Origin of the sequence: Microbacterium paludicola (assembly GCF_015235415.1) — a bacterium.
Classification (GTDB): domain Bacteria; phylum Actinomycetota; class Actinomycetes; order Actinomycetales; family Microbacteriaceae; genus Microbacterium; species Microbacterium paludicola.
In genome coordinates, this window is the sequence record NZ_JADGLL010000032.1 from 1 (window position 1) to 16,831 (window position 16,831).

The 16,831-nt window shown below is 71.6% G+C and carries 16 protein-coding genes; 13 read left to right on the top strand and 3 right to left on the bottom strand.

Going from position 1 to position 16,831, the window contains the following annotated elements; translation table 11 throughout:
- Positions 1-1,437 (bottom strand): 7,8-didemethyl-8-hydroxy-5-deazariboflavin synthase CofG (gene cofG, locus IR155_RS11695; protein WP_322783522.1); only part of this gene is annotated, 1,437 nt, incomplete at its 3' end.
- Positions 1,438-1,531: 94 nt separating this feature from the next.
- On the opposite strand from cofG, the gene IR155_RS11700 reads away from it, so the two are divergent.
- Positions 1,532-1,900 carry a hypothetical protein gene (locus IR155_RS11700; protein ID WP_135115007.1) on the top strand — a complete coding sequence of 123 codons (369 nt, stop codon included), beginning with the start codon at positions 1,532-1,534 and terminating at the stop codon, positions 1,898-1,900.
- 34 nt (positions 1,901-1,934) lie between these two features.
- Here the strand turns inward: IR155_RS11700 and IR155_RS16000 are convergent, their stop codons facing one another.
- On the bottom strand, positions 1,935-3,902 hold the full coding sequence (locus tag IR155_RS16000) for an ATP-binding cassette domain-containing protein (RefSeq protein WP_228067086.1): 1,968 nt from the start codon (positions 3,900-3,902) through the stop codon (positions 1,935-1,937).
- Positions 3,903-4,122: 220 nt separating this feature from the next.
- Here IR155_RS16000 and IR155_RS11710 point away from each other — a divergent pair, with 220 nt between their 5' ends.
- Complete coding sequence (locus IR155_RS11710; RefSeq protein ID WP_135115008.1) at positions 4,123-5,211, top strand: enoyl-CoA hydratase/isomerase family protein; 1,089 nt, start codon at positions 4,123-4,125, stop codon at positions 5,209-5,211.
- Between the two features lie 13 nt (positions 5,212-5,224).
- On the opposite strand, the gene IR155_RS11715 is transcribed toward IR155_RS11710, so the two are convergent.
- Positions 5,225-5,929, bottom strand: a complete 705-nt coding sequence (locus tag IR155_RS11715; protein WP_209306770.1) for a GntR family transcriptional regulator — start codon at positions 5,927-5,929, stop codon at positions 5,225-5,227.
- 130 nt (positions 5,930-6,059) lie between these two features.
- On the opposite strand from IR155_RS11715, the gene IR155_RS11720 reads away from it, so the two are divergent.
- Genes IR155_RS11720 through IR155_RS11770 form a run of 11 tightly spaced genes read left to right on the top strand, consistent with a single transcriptional unit; the run spans position 6,060 to position 16,806 of the window.
- Positions 6,060-6,935 carry an NAD(P)-dependent oxidoreductase gene (locus IR155_RS11720; RefSeq protein WP_135115009.1) on the top strand — a complete coding sequence of 292 codons (876 nt, stop codon included), beginning with the start codon at positions 6,060-6,062 and terminating at the stop codon, positions 6,933-6,935.
- Complete coding sequence (locus tag IR155_RS11725) at positions 6,932-7,897, top strand: carbohydrate ABC transporter permease (RefSeq protein WP_135115010.1); 966 nt, start codon at positions 6,932-6,934, stop codon at positions 7,895-7,897. The genes IR155_RS11720 and IR155_RS11725 overlap by 4 nt, the downstream gene beginning before the upstream one ends.
- Complete coding sequence (locus IR155_RS11730; RefSeq protein ID WP_135115011.1) at positions 7,897-8,799, top strand: carbohydrate ABC transporter permease; 903 nt, start codon at positions 7,897-7,899, stop codon at positions 8,797-8,799. The genes IR155_RS11725 and IR155_RS11730 overlap by 1 nt, the downstream gene beginning before the upstream one ends.
- 43 nt (positions 8,800-8,842) lie before the next feature.
- Positions 8,843-10,162 carry an ABC transporter substrate-binding protein gene (locus IR155_RS11735; protein ID WP_167760772.1) on the top strand — a complete coding sequence of 440 codons (1,320 nt, stop codon included), beginning with the start codon at positions 8,843-8,845 and terminating at the stop codon, positions 10,160-10,162.
- 29 nt (positions 10,163-10,191) lie between these two features.
- Complete coding sequence (locus IR155_RS11740) at positions 10,192-11,385, top strand: CaiB/BaiF CoA transferase family protein (RefSeq protein WP_135115013.1); 1,194 nt, start codon at positions 10,192-10,194, stop codon at positions 11,383-11,385.
- Positions 11,382-12,164, top strand: a complete 783-nt coding sequence (locus IR155_RS11745) for an enoyl-CoA hydratase (protein ID WP_135115014.1) — start codon at positions 11,382-11,384, stop codon at positions 12,162-12,164. The genes IR155_RS11740 and IR155_RS11745 overlap by 4 nt, the downstream gene beginning before the upstream one ends.
- Complete coding sequence (locus IR155_RS11750) at positions 12,161-13,009, top strand: amidohydrolase family protein (RefSeq protein ID WP_167760773.1); 849 nt, start codon at positions 12,161-12,163, stop codon at positions 13,007-13,009. Before IR155_RS11745 ends, IR155_RS11750 begins: the two co-directional genes overlap by 4 nt.
- Before the next feature lie 40 nt (positions 13,010-13,049).
- Positions 13,050-13,802 carry an RraA family protein gene (locus IR155_RS11755; RefSeq protein WP_135115016.1) on the top strand — a complete coding sequence of 251 codons (753 nt, stop codon included), beginning with the start codon at positions 13,050-13,052 and terminating at the stop codon, positions 13,800-13,802.
- Positions 13,802-14,971, top strand: a complete 1,170-nt coding sequence (locus IR155_RS11760) for a fumarylacetoacetate hydrolase family protein (protein ID WP_135115017.1) — start codon at positions 13,802-13,804, stop codon at positions 14,969-14,971. Before IR155_RS11755 ends, IR155_RS11760 begins: the two co-directional genes overlap by 1 nt.
- Positions 14,968-15,930, top strand: a complete 963-nt coding sequence (locus IR155_RS11765; protein ID WP_194210330.1) for a C-terminal binding protein — start codon at positions 14,968-14,970, stop codon at positions 15,928-15,930. The genes IR155_RS11760 and IR155_RS11765 overlap by 4 nt, the downstream gene beginning before the upstream one ends.
- Positions 15,931-15,969: 39 nt before the next feature.
- On the top strand, positions 15,970-16,806 hold the full coding sequence (locus tag IR155_RS11770) for a TIGR03620 family F420-dependent LLM class oxidoreductase (protein ID WP_135115018.1): 837 nt from the start codon (positions 15,970-15,972) through the stop codon (positions 16,804-16,806).
- The last annotated feature ends 25 nt before the right edge of the window (positions 16,807-16,831 follow it).

The following is a 16,831-nucleotide window of genomic DNA, read 5'->3' on the forward strand; positions in this document are numbered from 1 at the left end:
GGGGAAGGGGGCGGCGGCGCCGCTTTCGACTCGCTTCGCTCGCTCAAGCCGTTTCGACTCCGCTTCGCTCCGCTCAACGACCGGGGTGGTGGATCCGCTGACGCCGGCAGCGCGGGTGGCACTGTCGCTTCGCTCCACGCTCGCTTCGCTCGCACGGGGCACCGGCTGCGGGCGCACAAGGGCCCCGTCGGGGGTGGTGCGGGCGAGGAGCGTGTCCGGGTCGGCGAGCGCGTAGGTGGCGTCGCGGATGGCGGGATCGAGCCAGGCGTCGTTCACGTACGGCGGGTGCGCGGTCAGGCGCTCCTTCAGAGAGAAGCCGGCTTCCGCGGTGAAGCGGGCGAGGTCATCCAGGTGCGGCCACGGGCGCTCGGGGTTGACGTGGTCGGCCGTGAGCGGCGAGACCCCGCCCCAGTCGTCGGCCCCGGCGCGCACGAGCAGGTCGAACTCCTGCGGGTCGGACAGGTTCGGCGGCACCTGGATCCGCATCGCCGACCCCATCACGAGCCGCGCGACAGCGACCGCCGCGACGTACTCGACGAGGTCGGCGTCGGGCGCATCCTGCATCGCCGTCCGCGGCTTGGCGCGGAAGTTCTGCACGATGATCTCCTGCAGGTGACCGTGACGATCCTGGATCTCCCGCAGCGCGACGAGCGACTCGGCGCGGTCGCGCAGCGTCTCGCCGATGCCGACGAGGATGCCGGTCGTGAACGGCACGCGGGCCTCGCCCGCGTCCTCCAGCAGCCGCAGGCGCACATCCGGGTCCTTGTCGGGGGAACCGAAGTGCACCTGACCGGGCTCCTCGTAGAGGCGGCGGGAGGTGGTCTCGAGCATCACGCCCATCGACGGGGCGGTGGGGCGCAGCATGTCGAGCTCGTCGCGCGTCATGATGCCGGGGTTGAGGTGGGGAAGCAGGCCGGTCTCGGCGGCGATCGCGCGCGCCATGTCGCCCACGTACTCGAGGGTCGAGGCGTAGCCCTGCTCGTCGAGCCAGGCGCGCGCCTCGGGCCAGCGGTCCTCCGGACGGTCGCCGAGGGTGAGCAGCGCCTCCTTGCAGCCGAGCGCCTGGCCCTGCCGAGCGACGGCGAGCACCTGCTCGCGCGACATGTAGGTCGGCTTGTGCTGCTTGAGCAGCTGGCCGGGCGTGTCCACGAAGATGCAGTAGTGGCAGCGGTCGCGGCACAGTGTCGTCAGCGGGATGAACACCTTGCGCGAGTACGTCATCACGCCGGGCCGGCCGATGGCGACAAGGCCCTCGTCGCGCACGCGGGCGGCGACGGCAAGCAGCCGGTCGTGCGCCTCCCCGTCGGCACCGAGCAGGGCCTCGGCATCGTCCACGCCGATCGCCTCGCCCGCCTCGGCGCGCGTCAGCGCGGCTTCGAGAGCGGCGGCGTCGGCGTCGAGGCGCCGACCGGCACGGTGCGGATCGAGCAGGGTCACCGAATCAGTCTCGCACCGCGAGCAGGTCGAGGGGCCGAGCGATCGTTGCCGTCCTGTGAGGGCGGGCCGGTGCCGAACCGGGCAGGATGGATCCATGGTGACTCTGCTTCTTGACCAGCGTCAGCTGGAGATCGTGCTCACGCGCGTCGAGCGGCTTCTCGCCGCGCAGCGCGGCGACCTCCGGATCGATCGCGGCTCGATCGCGAAGCTGCAGCTCACCGACGAACCCGCGACCTGGCTGCGAGGGGTGCGCGCGCCGGGAATCCACCTGCCGCGCCTGCTCTCGCTCGGCACGTGGCGTTCGGCGCAGGGGAACGACTTCGTCGCCATCCGTCACGGACGCCCGGGTGTGGTGATCGACCTCGACGGCGACGCGCGCTTCAGCCGCCTGATCCTGTCGACCCGCCACGGGCACGCCCTGGCAAAGGCGCTGCGGCTGGAGGCCGGCGAAGCCGAGGGCTGAGCCGGCGCGCGGTTCCGGCCGCGCTCGACGCGGGTCAGCCGTGGTGCTGCCCGTGGTGCTCGTCGCCCCCGTGGTGCTCGTCGCCCTCGTGGTGCTCACCGTCGTGGTGCTCATGCTCATGCTCGGCTTCGGCCTCGGGGGAGTAGTCGGCCTCGGCCGACTCGCCGTCCGCGGCGAAGTCCTCCGACTCGTCCGACTCTCCCGACTCGTCCGGCTGCGCGGATGCCTCCGGCTGCTGCTCGGACTCATCCGACGGCTCGGTCTTGTCCGCAGCGGGCTCGTGGTCCTGCTCGGACGGCGGCGCCCAGGCGTCGAGCCCCGGCCACGGCGCGCGCTGACCGGCCGCGTCCGGCGTCTCGCCCTCCACGGGTTCGGCGACAGGCTCGCCCTCCGCGGGTTCGGCGACAGGCTCGCCCTCCGCGGGCTCGGTGACAGGCTCGCCCTCCACGGGCTCGGCGACAGGCTCGCCCTCCACCGCCTCGTGGTGACCCGGCTCGTCCTCCACCGGCTCGCCGGCCTCGGCGTCGGTGACAAATCCGTCGGCGTCGCCCTCCTCGGCGGCGGCCTCATCCGGGGTCTCCGCGGGGATCTCGGCGTCGCCGCCATCCGGCAGCTCGATCACCGAGTCGGGCGTCTCGAGCGCGTCGGGATCGTCGCCGTCCTCGGGGTGGGGGGAGGGGATCTCCTCCGGCGTCGGCACCCAGCCCGGCGTCGGCTGCTCGCCCTCCGGCGACGCGGCGATGAGCTCGGCCTCGCCGGCGACCACGTCCTTCTCGACCTCCGAGAGCGGGCGGGTGAGGAAGGCGAGCGGATCGCCGTAGCTGCGGGCCGGGGCGTCCAGCACCGTGGCGATCGGCTGCTCGTCGACCGCGACCTCGGTGTCCACCGTGGCGGGGGCGAAGGGAAGCTCGTCGACGGTCTCGACCTGCGCGCCGGCCTCATCCGTGGTCTTCTCGGCGGCGGCGATCTCCGTGTCAGCGGCGTCGGCGACGACGGCCTCGGGCATGGGCGGAACCTCGCCGGCGACCGGCTGCGCGGCCTCGGCCTGGCCTTCGGCTCCCGCCTCCGCCTCTGCCCCGGCCTCATCCGCCGCGGCGCTCGCGGGCCCGGCCCACGTGCCGTTGACGATCTTCAGGAAGACGTCCTCGAGGCTCTGCTGCTTCAGCTGCAGCGACGACAGCGGCACCCCGGCCTCCGCCGCGAGCTCGCCGATCTCGGAGGTGGACGCGGCGGCGACGTTGATCCCCGAGCGCAGCAGCTCGAACTCGTAGCCGCGCTCTCGCAGTGCGTCCCGCAGCGCCGAGCGGTGCGGCGAGTCGACGGCGACGACCGCATCGACGTCGGCGAGCGTCTCGATGCCGCCGCTGAACAGCAGGCGCCCGTTCGAGATGATCAGGATGTTGTCCGCGACCTGCTGCACCTCGCTGAGCACGTGGGACGACATCAGCACCGTGCGTCCCTCGTCCGCCAGGCGGCGCATCAGCAGGCGCATCCAGCGGATGCCCTCGGGGTCGAGGCCGTTGGCGGGCTCGTCGAAGATCAGCACCGCCGGGTCGCCGAGCAGCGCCTCCGCGACGCCCAGGCGCTGCCGCATTCCGAGCGAGAAGCCGCCGATGCGCATGTTCCCCACGCCGCCGAGCCCGACGACGTCGAGCACCTCGGCCACGCGGGTCGCCGGCACGCCGATCGCGCGGGCCGTCGACAGCAGGTGCCGCTCGGCCGTGCGTCGGGGGCGGTACTGCTGGTTCTCCAGCAGCGCGCCGACGACGCGACGCGGCTGCGACAGCTTCGCGTAGGGGACCCCGCCGATCAGCGCCGTGCCCTCGGTGGGCCGGACGTCCCCCAGCAGGATGCGCAGCGTCGTCGACTTGCCGGCGCCGTTCGGGCCGACGAAGCCGGTGACGACGCCGGGCTCGACGCGCGCGGTGAAGTCGGACACCGCGGCCACGTCACCGAAGATCTTGGTGACTCCGCGGAACTCCAGCACCTTGCCGTCGGTCATCCGCTCCCTCTCGTGCCTGTACAGGTCTCTCGGCCGGGCGCGACTCTGTGCCCGGGTCCTTCCCCCTATCTTGGCGGACAACCCGCGGATACTCGGGATTACGGGGGTCCCGGGCGATCCGGACCCGCGCCGGATCGCCGCCGGACCCGCACCTCGCGCTCTCGGGGCGGCGGTGCGTCGCGCCCGCGGCGGGCGGTGGGCATCGGGTTACGGTGGACGCGTGACCTACCCGACGTCGGATCCTCGCGTGCTCGCCCACCGCCAGGGCGGGCTGGGCACCATCACCCTCAACCGACCGGAGGCGATCAACGCCGTCACGCGCGAGATGCTCCACGCGGTCCGCGAGGTGCTCGAGGCGTGGCTGACGGATCCGGATGTCCAGGTTGTGCTGTTCGACGCGGTGGGCGACCGCGGTTTCAGCGCGGGAGGCGACGTCCGCGTGCTCCACGACGCGATCCGCGAGGGGCGGCTCGCCGAGGCCGAGGCGTTCTTCCGGGACGAGTACACAACGAACGCGTACATCGACGAGTACCCGAAGCCGATCGTGGCCTTCGCCGACGGCGTCACGATGGGCGGCGGGATCGGCATCGCCGGGCACTCCAGCGTGCGGGTCGTCACGGAGAGGTCGCAGCTGGCGATGCCCGAGACCCGCATCGGGTTCACGCCGGACGCGGGCGGCTCGTGGCTGCTCGGCCAGGCGCCCGGTCGCATCGGCGAGTTCCTCGCCCTGACGAGCTGGGTCATGGGCCCGGCGGATGCGATCTTCGCGGGGTTCGCGGATCACTTCGCGCCGTCGGATCGGCTCTCGTCGCTGCGCGAGGCGCTCACAACGCGCGCCGACCCCTCGACGCCCACCGAGCTCGTCCTGCTGTTCGACGAGACGCTTCCCGCGGGGCCCATCGAGCGGGCGCGCGGCTGGATCGACGACGCGTTCGCCGCGGACACCGTCCCGGAGATCATGGATCGGCTTCGTGCGCTCGCCGCGGACGGCGTCGGCGAGGGCGAGGAGGTGAGCCCGGCGGCGGCGCTCGCCGCGCTCACCGAGCGGTCTCCCGTCGCGCTCACGGTGACGCTCGCAGCGATCCGGTCCTCCCGTGCGGTGCGGGGGCTGCGGGATGCGGTGTCGCAGGAGTTCGTGCTCGTGACGTGGTTCATGGCGACCCAGCCCGACATGGCCGAGGGGATCCGCGCGCAGATGGTCGACAAGGACCGGTCGCCGAAGTGGCGCCCGGCCACCCTGGCCGAGGTCGACCCCGGGATCGTGGGCGAGGCCTTCGCGTTCGAGCCCGAGCGGCCGCTCTTCGGCTGACGCGGGGGCGGGGCTAGGACGCGGCCGAGCGCGGGCCCTCTTCGTGCACGACGGCGAAGGAGCGCTCGCCGTGGACCGCCAGCTCGGCAAGCGCGGCCTCGCGATCGCCCGACTCGACGATCTGCAGCAGCCGCGCGTGGCGCGCGACGTGCTCCTCGAGATCCTCGAAGAACCGCTCCCTGGCGATCAGGTTCAGTGACATGCACAGAAGGATCTGCTGCTGCACCGACGCGTAGATCGCCTCCAGCCGGGTGTTGCCGGCGATCCTGATCAGCGCCGAATGGAACGCGTACCCGGCCTGGACGAGCGCGCCGCGATCCTCGGCACGCGCACAGCGGCTCATCTCCTCCAGGGCGATGCGAGCGGGCTCGAGGCGGGCTGCGTCCTTCACCGGGATGCCGGTCTCGAACGCGACGCGTTCGAGCGCCGACCGGATGGGCAGGATCTCCTCGACGTCGCGATCGGTGAGGGTGCGCACGAAGGCGCCGCGCCGCGGTGCGCGCTCGATCAGCCCCTCGTTCTCGAGCAGCCGGAGCGCCTCGCGCAGCGGAGGCCGGCTGATGTCGAGCTCCTCGGTGAGGCGCTCCTCGAGAAGCCGGGTCCCGGGGCGCAGCTCGCCGGAGAGGATGCGCTTGCGGATGGTCTCCGCGGCCATCGTCACGAGGCTGGGTGCCTTGATGCGATGGTCCAGCCCGACGGGCCCGTCGTGATCGCTCATCATGCTTCTCCGGTCCCCTGTGACGGATGTTGGGATGAAATCTAGCCGAAGGTGTTGCCTTCTGACTTTCGTATGTTGTAGACAATAGCTCAACGTCCGAAGAGGGGCGAGAACCGAAACGGAGACGACGATGTCCGAGTCGACAGCCCGCGTGGGCGTCCTTGGCCTGGGGGCCATCGGCCTGCCCATCGCCCAGCGCCTGCGCGACGCCGGCTTCGATGTCGCGGTCCACGATGCGGATCCCGCACGCGCATCCCTCGTACCCGAAGCGGAAGCCGGCGCGGAGGCTGTTCTCGCCTGCGGCACGCTCTGCGTCGTGACACCCGACGAGGCCGCCCTGCTCGAGCTCATCCAGGACGGGGGCGAGCTGCGCACCGGCGCCGTCGAGACGGTCATCCTCGTCAGCACGGTGCTCCCCGAGCGGGCCCGCGAGACCTCCGCACTGCTCGCCGAGCGGGACATCCTGCTCGTCGAGGCGCCCGTCAGTGGCGGCCCGGACCGCGCCCGCGCCGGCGAGCTCACCGTGCTGGTGGGTTCCGACGCCGATGCCTCCCGCGCGCGGCCCGTGATCGACGCCCTCGCGTCGCGCGTGTTCCCGGTGGGACGCGTCGGCGCCGCCTCCGCGGTCAAGCTCGCGAACCAGCTCGTTCTCTTCTCGGCCCTGACCGCCCTGCACGACGGGCTCGCGCTCGCCGCGGCGAACGGCGTGTCCGAAGAGGATGCGCTCGCGGTCCTCGCCGAGTCGACGGGGGACACCTGGGCGGGGCGCCACCTCGCCTTCTTCGACGAGCTCGCCCAGTCGTACGACGAGGCCGGCACGCCCGCAGAGGCCCGCCCGTGGCGCAAGGATCTCGCCGAGTTCGCCCGCGCCGCGCTCGCTGCCGGCGTCGACGCGTCGCATGCCGCCGCCCTTGTGGCCGGCGCGGGCGACCGTATCGAGGCGCACGCACGAACGAGCGGGCAGCCGGAGACGAACGACACCACGACGCACGGAGGGAACGCATGACTCAGCTGGATCTGCGGGTCGAGGACGCGCGCGCCGCCGCCCCGCCCACCGCACCGCCGCGGCGGCTTCCCGCAAAGCGGGTGGGTCGCGAGAAGTGGGTCGCCTACGGCTTCCTCGCGCCATGGATCGCCGGCCTGCTGCTGCTGACGATCGGCCCGATGCTGTACTCGCTGTACCTGTCGTTCACCGATTACCACCTGCTGGCCCCCGCGCCGACCTGGATCGGCCTGGACAACTACACGAGGCTGTTCACGTCGGACACCCGCGGCATGGCGTCGATCGTCGTGACCCTCGTGTACGTGCTGATCGCGGTTCCGCTGATCCTCGTCGTCTCGATGCTCGTCGCGCTGCTGCTGAACTCGAAGATCGGGTTCCTGACCGGCTACCGCGCGCTGTTCTACCTGCCGTCGCTGCTCGGCGCCTCGGTCGCCGTCGCCGCGCTGTGGCGGGTCGTGTGGGGAGATGCGGGCATCGTCAACGAGGTGCTGCGGTTCTTCGGGATCGAGCACAAGAGCTGGACCGGAAGCCCCGATACCGCGCTGATGACGATCATCGCCCTCGCAGTGTGGGCCTTCGGCTCGACGATGATCATCTTCCTCGCGGGGCTGCGTCAGGTTCCGCGCGAGCTGTACGAGGCCGGAGAGGTGGATGGCGCCGGAAAGGTACGCCGCTTCTTCTCGATCACGGTCCCGATGATGACGCCGATCATCTTCTTCAACTCGCTGATGGTCACGATCCACGCGTTCCAGGCGTTCACGCCGGCGTACATCATCAGCGGCGGCACCGGCGGGCCGGCCGACTCGACCCTCTTCTACACCCTGTACCTCTACCAGCAGGGCTTCGCGCAGCTGAACATGGGCTACGCCTCGGCGCTCGCCTGGGTGCTCGTCGCGGTGCTCGCGGCCTTCACCGCGGTGTTCTTCTGGTCCTCGAAGTTCTGGGTCTTCTACGGAGACAAGTGATGACGACCACCCTGACCCTCACCGTGCCGCCGGAGAAGCGCTCCGTCTTCCGCTACCCGTCGCGGCCCGTGCGCAATCCGATCCTCCGCGCCATCGTGCGCCACGCGCTGCTGATCGCGCTGCTCGTGATCATGCTGTATCCCCTGCTGTGGATGCTCGGGGCGTCGCTGCGGCCGAGCAACGAGGCCTTCAACGGCATCGGCCTGCTCGGCAGCCGGCTCACGTTCGAGAACTACGCGGCGGGGTGGGACGCCGGGTCATACGACTTCTCGCGCTACTTCGTGAACTCGACGGTCGTCACCCTGCTCACGATCGCGGGCAACCTGTTCGCCTGCACGCTCGCGGCGTATGCCTTCGCCCGCCTCGAGTTCCCGCTGAAGCGCGTGCTGTTCGCGCTGATGCTCGGCACGATGCTGCTGCCGATGCACGTCACTCTCGTGCCGCAGTACGTGCTGTTCAACACGCTCGGCTGGGTCAACACCTACCTGCCGCTCGTTGTGCCGCACTGGCTGGGGGTCGAAGCGTTCTACATCTTCCTGATGGTCCAGTTCATCCGCGGACTCCCGCGCGAGCTCGACGAGTCGGCCCGGATCGACGGCTGCGGGCACGTCGGGATCTTCCTGCGGATCATCCTGCCGCTGTCGCTGCCCGCGATCGGCACGACCGCGATGTTCACCTTCATCTCCGCGTGGAACGACTTCCTCGGCCCGCTGCTCTACCTGAACCAGGACGAGATCAAGACCGTGCCGCTCGCCCTCAGCACCTTCCTTGACGCGACCGGAGCCAGCACGTATGGCCCGCTGTTCGCCATGGCGATCCTGTCGCTCGCGCCCATCGTCGGCTTCTTCATCGTGTCCCAGCGACTGCTCATCGAAGGCATCGCGACCACCGGTCTCAAGTGACCACCACTCCTTCACTGCATCACCGTTCTCGAAAGGAACAGCCATGAAGTTCACGCGCAGCACCGTCGCTGTCGCCCTGCTCTCCACTGCGGCACTCGGCCTGTCGGCCTGCGCCGGCGGCGCCGCTCCCGCCGGCGGTGCGGCCCCGGAGGGCGAGATCGAGGGCGAGATCTCGATCGCCTGGTGGGGCGGCGACTCCCGCAACCAGAAGACCAACGCGGTCATCGACATGTTCGAGGAGGCGAACCCCGGCGTGACGACCGACCGGCAGTCTGCCGACTTCGGCCCGTACTGGGACAAGCTCAACGTGCAGGCATCCAGCAGGTCGATGCCGTGCGCCGTGCAGGTCCAGGGCCGCCAGGTGAACGACTACACGAAGAACAACCTGCTGCTGCCGCTTGACCCGATGATCGAGGCCGGGCAGATCGACGTCAGCGACATCCCGGAGGCGGTGCTCGACAACGGTCGCGGCACCGACGGCAAGCTGTACTTCCTTCCCTACGGCGCCGCCTACGACGCGGTCGGCGTGAACGAGACGCTCGCGGCCGAGGCGGGGGTCGAGCTGCCCGCCGAGGGCTACACCTGGGACGACTACTTCGCGTTCCTCGAGGAGGCCTCGGCCGGTCTTCCCGACGGCACCAAGGCCGTCGACTCGAGCGGCGGCCGCCCGAACTTCTTCATCGGCTGGACGCTCGCCAACGGCAAGTCGCTGTTCGGCGAGGACGGCAAGCTCGGCTTCACCGAGGACGACCTGACGGAGTACTGGACGATCTGGGACGAGCTGCGCAAGGCCGGGGTCACGGAGACGCCCGAGCGCGCCGCCGAGGAGCCCACCGCCACCGACCAGAGCTACTTCGCCAACGGCGAGCTGCTGAGCGACACCCTTCCCGGCAATGCGCTCACACCGGCCTCGGCGACGCTCGCGGGCAAGGGCGACGCGAAGATCACGACCCTTCCGTACCCGAGCGGCCCCGCGGGATCCGGCAACGCGCTGTACCCGTCGGGCTTCGCGATCCCGGCCTCGTGCGACAACCCGGTCACGGCCGCGGCGTTCATCGACTTCTTCACCAACGACCTCGAGGCGGGGAAGGTGTTCGCGGCCGACAACGGCGCGCCCACCAACACGAAGGTGCTGGAGGCCCTGCTCGCGGACGACTCCCTCCCGGACACCAAGAAGCACGAGCTCGAGCTGTACCAGCAGATCATCGAGAACGACCCGCCCTCGATCGTCTTCCCCCCGGGATACCAGGCCACGTTCGAGGCCTCGTTCAAGCGCGCATGGGAGGACATCAGCTTCGAGCGCGCGTCGATCGAGCAGGCGGTGCAGACGTTCTTCGACGAGGCGAACGCCTCGCTCGGCTGATCCGCTGAACCAGACAAGGAAGGCTCTGCATGTCGCCCCGAACCACCCCTGCCGCCGGCGCCCTCGACGGCATCCGCGTGCTCGACCTCAGCCAGATCATGTCCGGCCCGTTCTGCACGATGATGCTCGCCGACCTCGGAGCCGACGTCGTCAAGATCGAGAACCCGAAGGGCGGCGACCAGACGCGCAGCTCGTGGGGGTACTCGGTCGTGGGGGACGACAGCAGGGCCTTCCTGTCGCTCAACCGCAACAAGCGCAGCGTGCGCCTCGACCTCAAGGACTCCGCCGACCTCGCGCGGTTCTACGAGCTGGTGCGGGACGCCGACGTCGTGATCGAGAACTTCCGGCCCGGCGTCGCCGACCGGCTGGGCGTCGGTTACGACGCGATCAGCGCGGCGAACCCGCGCATCGTCTACGCCAGCATCTCGGGCTTCGGCCAGACCGGCCCGTACTCGGCCTATCCCGGCTACGATCTCATCGCCCAGGCGATGACCGGAGTGATGAGCATCATGGGCGAGGAGGGCCGGCCCCCGGTGAAGTCGGCGATCCCGATCGCAGATCTCGGATCCGGCCTGTTCTGCGCGGTCGGCATCCTCGCGGCGCTCATCGAGCGCGAGCGCAGCGGCGTCGGCCAGCGGATCGAGACCTCGCTGTTCGAATCGGCGCTCGCGATGTCGGTGTGGGAGTCGACGGAGTTCTGGTCGACCGGTGAGAGCCCGCGCCCCCTCGGCTCCGCGAACCGGATGTCGGCGCCGTATCAGGCGCTGCGCACCGCCGACGGCTATCTCACCATCGGGGCGAACAACGAGAAGCTGTGGCGTCGGCTCTGCGAGGTGATCGGCGCCCCCGAGCTCATCACCGACGCCCGCTACCTCGACAACAACGCGCGGATGGACCACCGCGTCGAGCTCGCCGATGACCTGGAGCGCCTGCTCGCCACCGCGACGACCGACGACTGGGTCGCTCGGCTGCTCGCCGCGGGAGTGCCGGCGGGGCCGATCCGCGACTACCGGCAGGTGCTGACGGACGACCCGCACGTGAAGGCGCGCGAGATGATCGCGACCGTCGAGCATCCGGTGGAGGGGACGACGAACGTGCTCGCCTCGCCGATCCGCCTCTCGCGCACCCCTGCCGCCGTCCGCACCCCGCCGCCGCTGCTCGGCGAGCACGACGCCGAAGTGCTCGGCGCGCTCGCCGCCGACGCGCCGGGGGCGGCGTCGTGACCGCAGCCGACCCCGCCGTCCTCGTCTCGCGCGAGGCGGCGGTGCTGACCCTGACGCTGTCGAACCCGGGTCGCCGAAATGCCCTGACGTGGGCGATGTACGAGCAGTTCGAGGCCGCGTGCCGCCAGGCCCAGGACGATGCGTCCCTCCGTGCCGTCGTCGTCCGCGGCGCCGAGGGGGACGGTTTCGCCGCGGGCACCGACATCGCGCAGTTCGCCGGGTTCGACGGCGAGGCGGGGCTCGCCTACGAGCACCGGGTCGGCGCCGTGCTCGGCACCCTCCGGGACATCCCGGTCCCGACCATCGCGGTCGTCTCCGGAGCGGCCGTCGGCGCCGGCCTCGCGATCGCCGCGATGTGCGACCTCGTCATCGCCGAGCGCGGATCCGTGTTCGGCGCGCCGATCGCCCGCACCCTCGGCAACTGCCTTCCCGCGCCGGTCGTGCAGCGGCTCGTTCACCGGATGGGCGCAGCGCACGCGGCGGGAATCCTGCTCGCGGCGCGGCTGGTGCCCGCCGAGGACCTCGCCGGGGCGGGGTTCGTCCACCGCCTCGTCGACGAGGGCGGTCTCGACGCCGCCCTGGCCGAGACCCTCACGAGCATCGATCGTTCCGCGCCGCTCACCCTGCGCGCGCTGAAGCAGACGCTGCGCCGGGTCGAGGACGCGGTGCCCGCGGCCGACAACGACGACCTGCTGCTCGCCTGCTACGGCAGCGCCGACTTCGCCGAGGGCGTCGCGGCGTTCACCGGCAGGCGGCACCCGCAATGGAAGGGAGCATGATGCCCGTCATCGACGCGCACCAGCACTACTGGCGCTCGGCCGCGCAGGATCAGCCCTGGCGGACGCACGACCACGCCGGCCTCGACCGCGACTTCGGTCCCGCCGACCTCGCCCCCGCGCTCGCCGCGCACGGCATCGACGGCACCGTCGTCGTCCAGTCCGTCGACGGCCCCGACGAGAACGACCGCCTCGTCGCCTACGCCGCGGAGCCGAGCGTCGCGGGCGTCGTCGGGTGGCTTCCCGTGCAGGATCCGGATGCCGCCCGCGCCGAGCTCGCCCGCGTGAGCATCCCGAAGCACGTGGGGGTGCGCTGCCTGATCGGACGTGACCCGCTCGAGTGGCTGGCGCGACCGGAGGTGCGCACCCTGTTCGGAGAGCTGGCCTCGCGTGGCCTCGCGTGGGACGTCGTGCCGCTCACCGCGGAGCAGACGGCGGCCGTCGTTGCGCTGGCGCGGGCGGTTCCCGAGCTGCAGATCGTCGTCGACCATCTCGGCCGCCCGCCGATCGACACCGGCGACTGGGATCCGTGGCGGGAGCGGATGAACGAGCTCGCCACCTGCCCGAACGTCGCGCTCAAGGTGTCCGTCGGGCTCGACGTGCTGACGGCGTGGCCCGAGTGGCGCGCCGACGACATCCGGCCCGCCGTCGCCCACGTCGTCGATCGGCTGGGCGCGGCTCGCCTGATGCTCGCGAGCAACTGGCCCGTCGTCACCCTGCGCGCCGATCACGAGACCGCCTGGCGCGACGTCGCCTCCCTGCTGGACGCGCACCTGCCCGACGCGGAGGACCGCGCGCGCGTGCGCGGCGGCACCGCGGTGGCGGCCTACCGTCTCGACCGTTCCTGACCGATCCGAAGACCCCAACCCTCGAAGGAGAGAAACACAAATGCCCGCAGCACCCGTGTTCGAGAAGGCAGACCCCACGAACCTGCGCAGCCTGTACCAGCACCTGCGCGTGTGCGACGTCGTCGACGCCCTCGACGGCATCGGCTACTTCAACATCGGCCTGATGGATCCGGAGGTGCGTCCGCTCTGGCTCGGCATGAAGTTCTGGGGTGAGGCGGCGACGATCCGCGCTGTTCCGTCGAACCGGCCGATGTGGAAGCTCGACACCACCGAGGACATCGTCGCCGCCCACGGCCGCTGGTTCGCCGAGGTGCCTCACCCGAAGCTGCCGACGGACCTCGCTCCCGGCCACGTGATCGTGATGGACTCCGGCGGCGGTCCCGAAGTCGGCTTCTGGGGATCCGAGAACGCGATGGCGTCGGTCCTCGGCGGCGCGGTCGGCATCATCACCGACGGCTACTGTCGCGACACCGGCGAGGTCGCGGCGCAGAAGAGTCCGGTCGTCGCACGCCGACGCGGACGCTCGATCATCCCCGGTCGCATCATGGTCATCGAGACGCAGACGACGATCGCCTGCGGCGGCGTGCAGGTGAGCCCCGGCGACATCGTCGGCGCGGATGACGACGGTGTCGTGGTCGTGCCGCGCCACGTCGCCGAGGAGGTCGCCGTGCACGCCCGCGCGGTGCTGCTCGCCGACATGCGGGCCCGCAAGAAGCACTACGACAGCCTCGGCATGCAGCCGGACAGCTCCGTCGACATCGACGGCATCCTCGCGTACTACGCCGACCTCTGATGGATCTCACCGCTCACGCCGGGCACCTTCTGCCGGATGACCTGGAGGCCGCGACCGTCGTCGCGCGCCTCCGGGTGCCGGGGGAGCGGGGAGCCCGGCTCGCCACGGTCCGCGACGGACGCTTCGTCGACATCACCGCGCACGGACCGACGGTCTCGGACCTCCTCGAGCGCCCGGATCTCGTCGCTCTGCTTCACGAGGCAGAGGGCGGCGAGACCTGGGCGGTCGCGGACGTCGCCGCCGCCACGCTCGGCGGCTCCGACGGCGCACCCGTCCTGCTGTCTCCGCTCGATCTCCAGGTGGTCAAGGCCGCGGGCGTCACCTTCGCGCGCAGCATGATCGAGCGCGTGATCGAGGAGCGCGCCCAGGGCGATTCGACGAGAGCGGCCGAGATCCGCGAGGCGGTGCTGAGGGTCGTTGGCACCGCGATCTCCGACCTGCGGCCCGGCAGCGCCGAGGCCGAAGAGGTCAAGCGCGTCCTGATCGCCGAGGGGCTGTGGTCGCAGTACCTGGAGGTCGGGATCGGGCCCGATCCGGAGATCTTCACCAAGGCGCCGGTGCTCTCGACCGTCGGAACGGGGGCGCCGATCGGCGTGCTGTCCCGCTCCACCTGGAACAACCCCGAGCCCGAGGTCGTGCTGGCGGTCACGAGCGACGGGCGGCCCGTCGCCGCGACGCTGGGAAACGACGTGAACCTGCGCGACTTCGAGGGGCGCAGCGCGCTGCTTCTCGGGGAGGCGAAGGACAACAACGGCTCCGCCGCCGTCGGCCCCGTGCTCCGGGTGTTCGACGACGGGTTCGGCCTTGACGACGTGCGCGGCCTCGAGATCGCGCTGCGCATCGAGGGCCGGGACGGCTTCGTGCTCGACGACGGCAGCTCGATGTCGCAGATGAGCCGACGGCTCGAGGAGCTCGTGTCGCACACGATCGGCCCGCATCATCAGTACCCCGACGGCTTCGCGCTGTTCACCGGCACCCTGTTCGCGCCGACACAGGATCGGGAGGCGCCCGGGATGGGATTCACCCACCGACCGGGCGATGTGGTGCGGATCTCGACGCCGCGGCTCGGCACGCTTGTCAACACGGTCAGGGCGTCGGAGGAGTGCCCACCGTGGGAGGTCGGCATCCGCGCGTTCTTCGCCGACCTCGCCGAGAGGGGGCTGCGGTGAGCGGCCCGGCGCTGGTGGTCACGGACCACGCGTTCGGCGGCGTCGCGCACGAGGAGGCGGTCGCCGCGGAGTTCGGGCGCGAGCTCGTTGTTCACCAGTGCACATCGGAGGCGGACACCGCCGCGGCGGCGGCGGGGGCCGAGGTGGTGTTCGTGAACTTCGCGCCGATCACGGCCAGGGTCCTCGAGCAGCTCGCGCCGGGCGCGGTGGTCATCCGCTACGGCGTCGGATACGACAACGTCGACCTCGCCGCGGCCGACGAACTCGGCGTCCGCGTCTGCAACGTGCCGGATTACGGCGTCGACACGGTCGCCGACCACGCCGTCTCGTGCCTGCTCGCCCTCCTCCGCCGCACCGGACCGTACACCGCCGCCATCCGCGCGCAGGGCTGGGTCACGCCCGGAGCGCTGGGCCCGCTGCGCGACTTCCGCGACACGACGGTCGGGCTGATCGGCACGGGCCGGATCGGGCTGTCGGTGGCCGCGCGCCTTGCACCGTTCGGATTCCGGATCGTCGCGTTCGATCCGTTCGCGGATCCGGATCGCCTCGCCGGGGCGGGGATCACGCCGGTCGGTCTCGCCGAGCTGCTCGAGCAGGCCCACGCGGTGTCCCTTCACGCGCCGCTCACCGATGCGACGCGGCACATCATCGGAGGGGACAACCTCGCCCGCATGCGCTCGGACGCGGTGCTGGCGAACACCTCGCGCGGAGGGCTCGTCGACCAGGAGGCGCTCGCGGAGGCACTTCTCGGCGGGCGCCTCGCCGGGGCGGCGCTTGACGTCTTCGATCCGGAGCCGCTGCCCGCCGACGCCCGGCTGCGGGAGGCGGAAAACGTGATCCTGACGCCGCATGCCGCGTTCTTCTCGGATCGCTCGCTCGACAACCTGCAGCGTCTCGCCGCGGAGGAGGCCGCGCGGGCGCTGCGCGGCGAGCCGCTGCGCTGTCGCGTGACCCCCTGATCCGGCCCTCGCCCCGCGCGCCGCTGGAAGACTTGGGGCATGACTGACTTCGGGACGTACGGGGTGTGGCGCGGAGCGGCGGAGCTCGACGCGCGGTTCGCGACGACGGTGGAGCGGCTCGGCTACGGCGCGCTCTGGATCGGCGGGTCGCCGAGCGGGGACCTGCGCATCGCGGAGGAGCTGCTCGACGCGACCGAGCGCATCGTCGTCGCCACGGGCATCGTGAACATCTGGAAGGACGACGCGGCCGAGGTGGCGCGCTCCGTCCGGCGCATCGAGGAGCGGCATCCGGGAAGGTTCGTCGTCGGCATCGGCTCCGGCCACCGCGAGGCGACCGCCGAACGCGTGCGACCGCTCGCCTCGCTCGCCGCGTACCTCGACGTGTTCGACGCCGAGGGCGTCGGCCGGGATCAGCGGCTGCTCGCCGCCCTCGGCGACCGCACGCTCGCGCTCGCGGCGGAGCGCTCGCTCGGCGCGCATCCGTATCTCACGGTGCCGGCGCACACGGCGCGCGCCCGGCGGATCCTCGACGAGACCCGCCCGGGCGCTCTGCTCGCTCCCGAGCAGAAGGTCGTGATCCACGCGGATCAGGAGGAGGCCCGCCCGATCGCGCGCCGCTACCTGAAGCGCTACTTCGGTCTCGAGAACTACGTCGGCGCGCTCATCCGGCACGGCGTCGCGGAGAGCGCGTTCGCGGACGGCGGCTCGGACGAGCTGATCGATCTTGTCGCGTCCAACCCCACGGTCGCCGCCGCGGTCGCCGGGCTGCGCGCGCACCTGGACGCCGGCGCCGACCACGTGTCGATCCAGGCGCTGGGCGACGACCCCCTCGCCTCCCTCGAGCAGCTGGCGGAGGGGCTGGGCCTCTCCGCCTGATCGCGGGGCGGCCTTGATGCCGCGC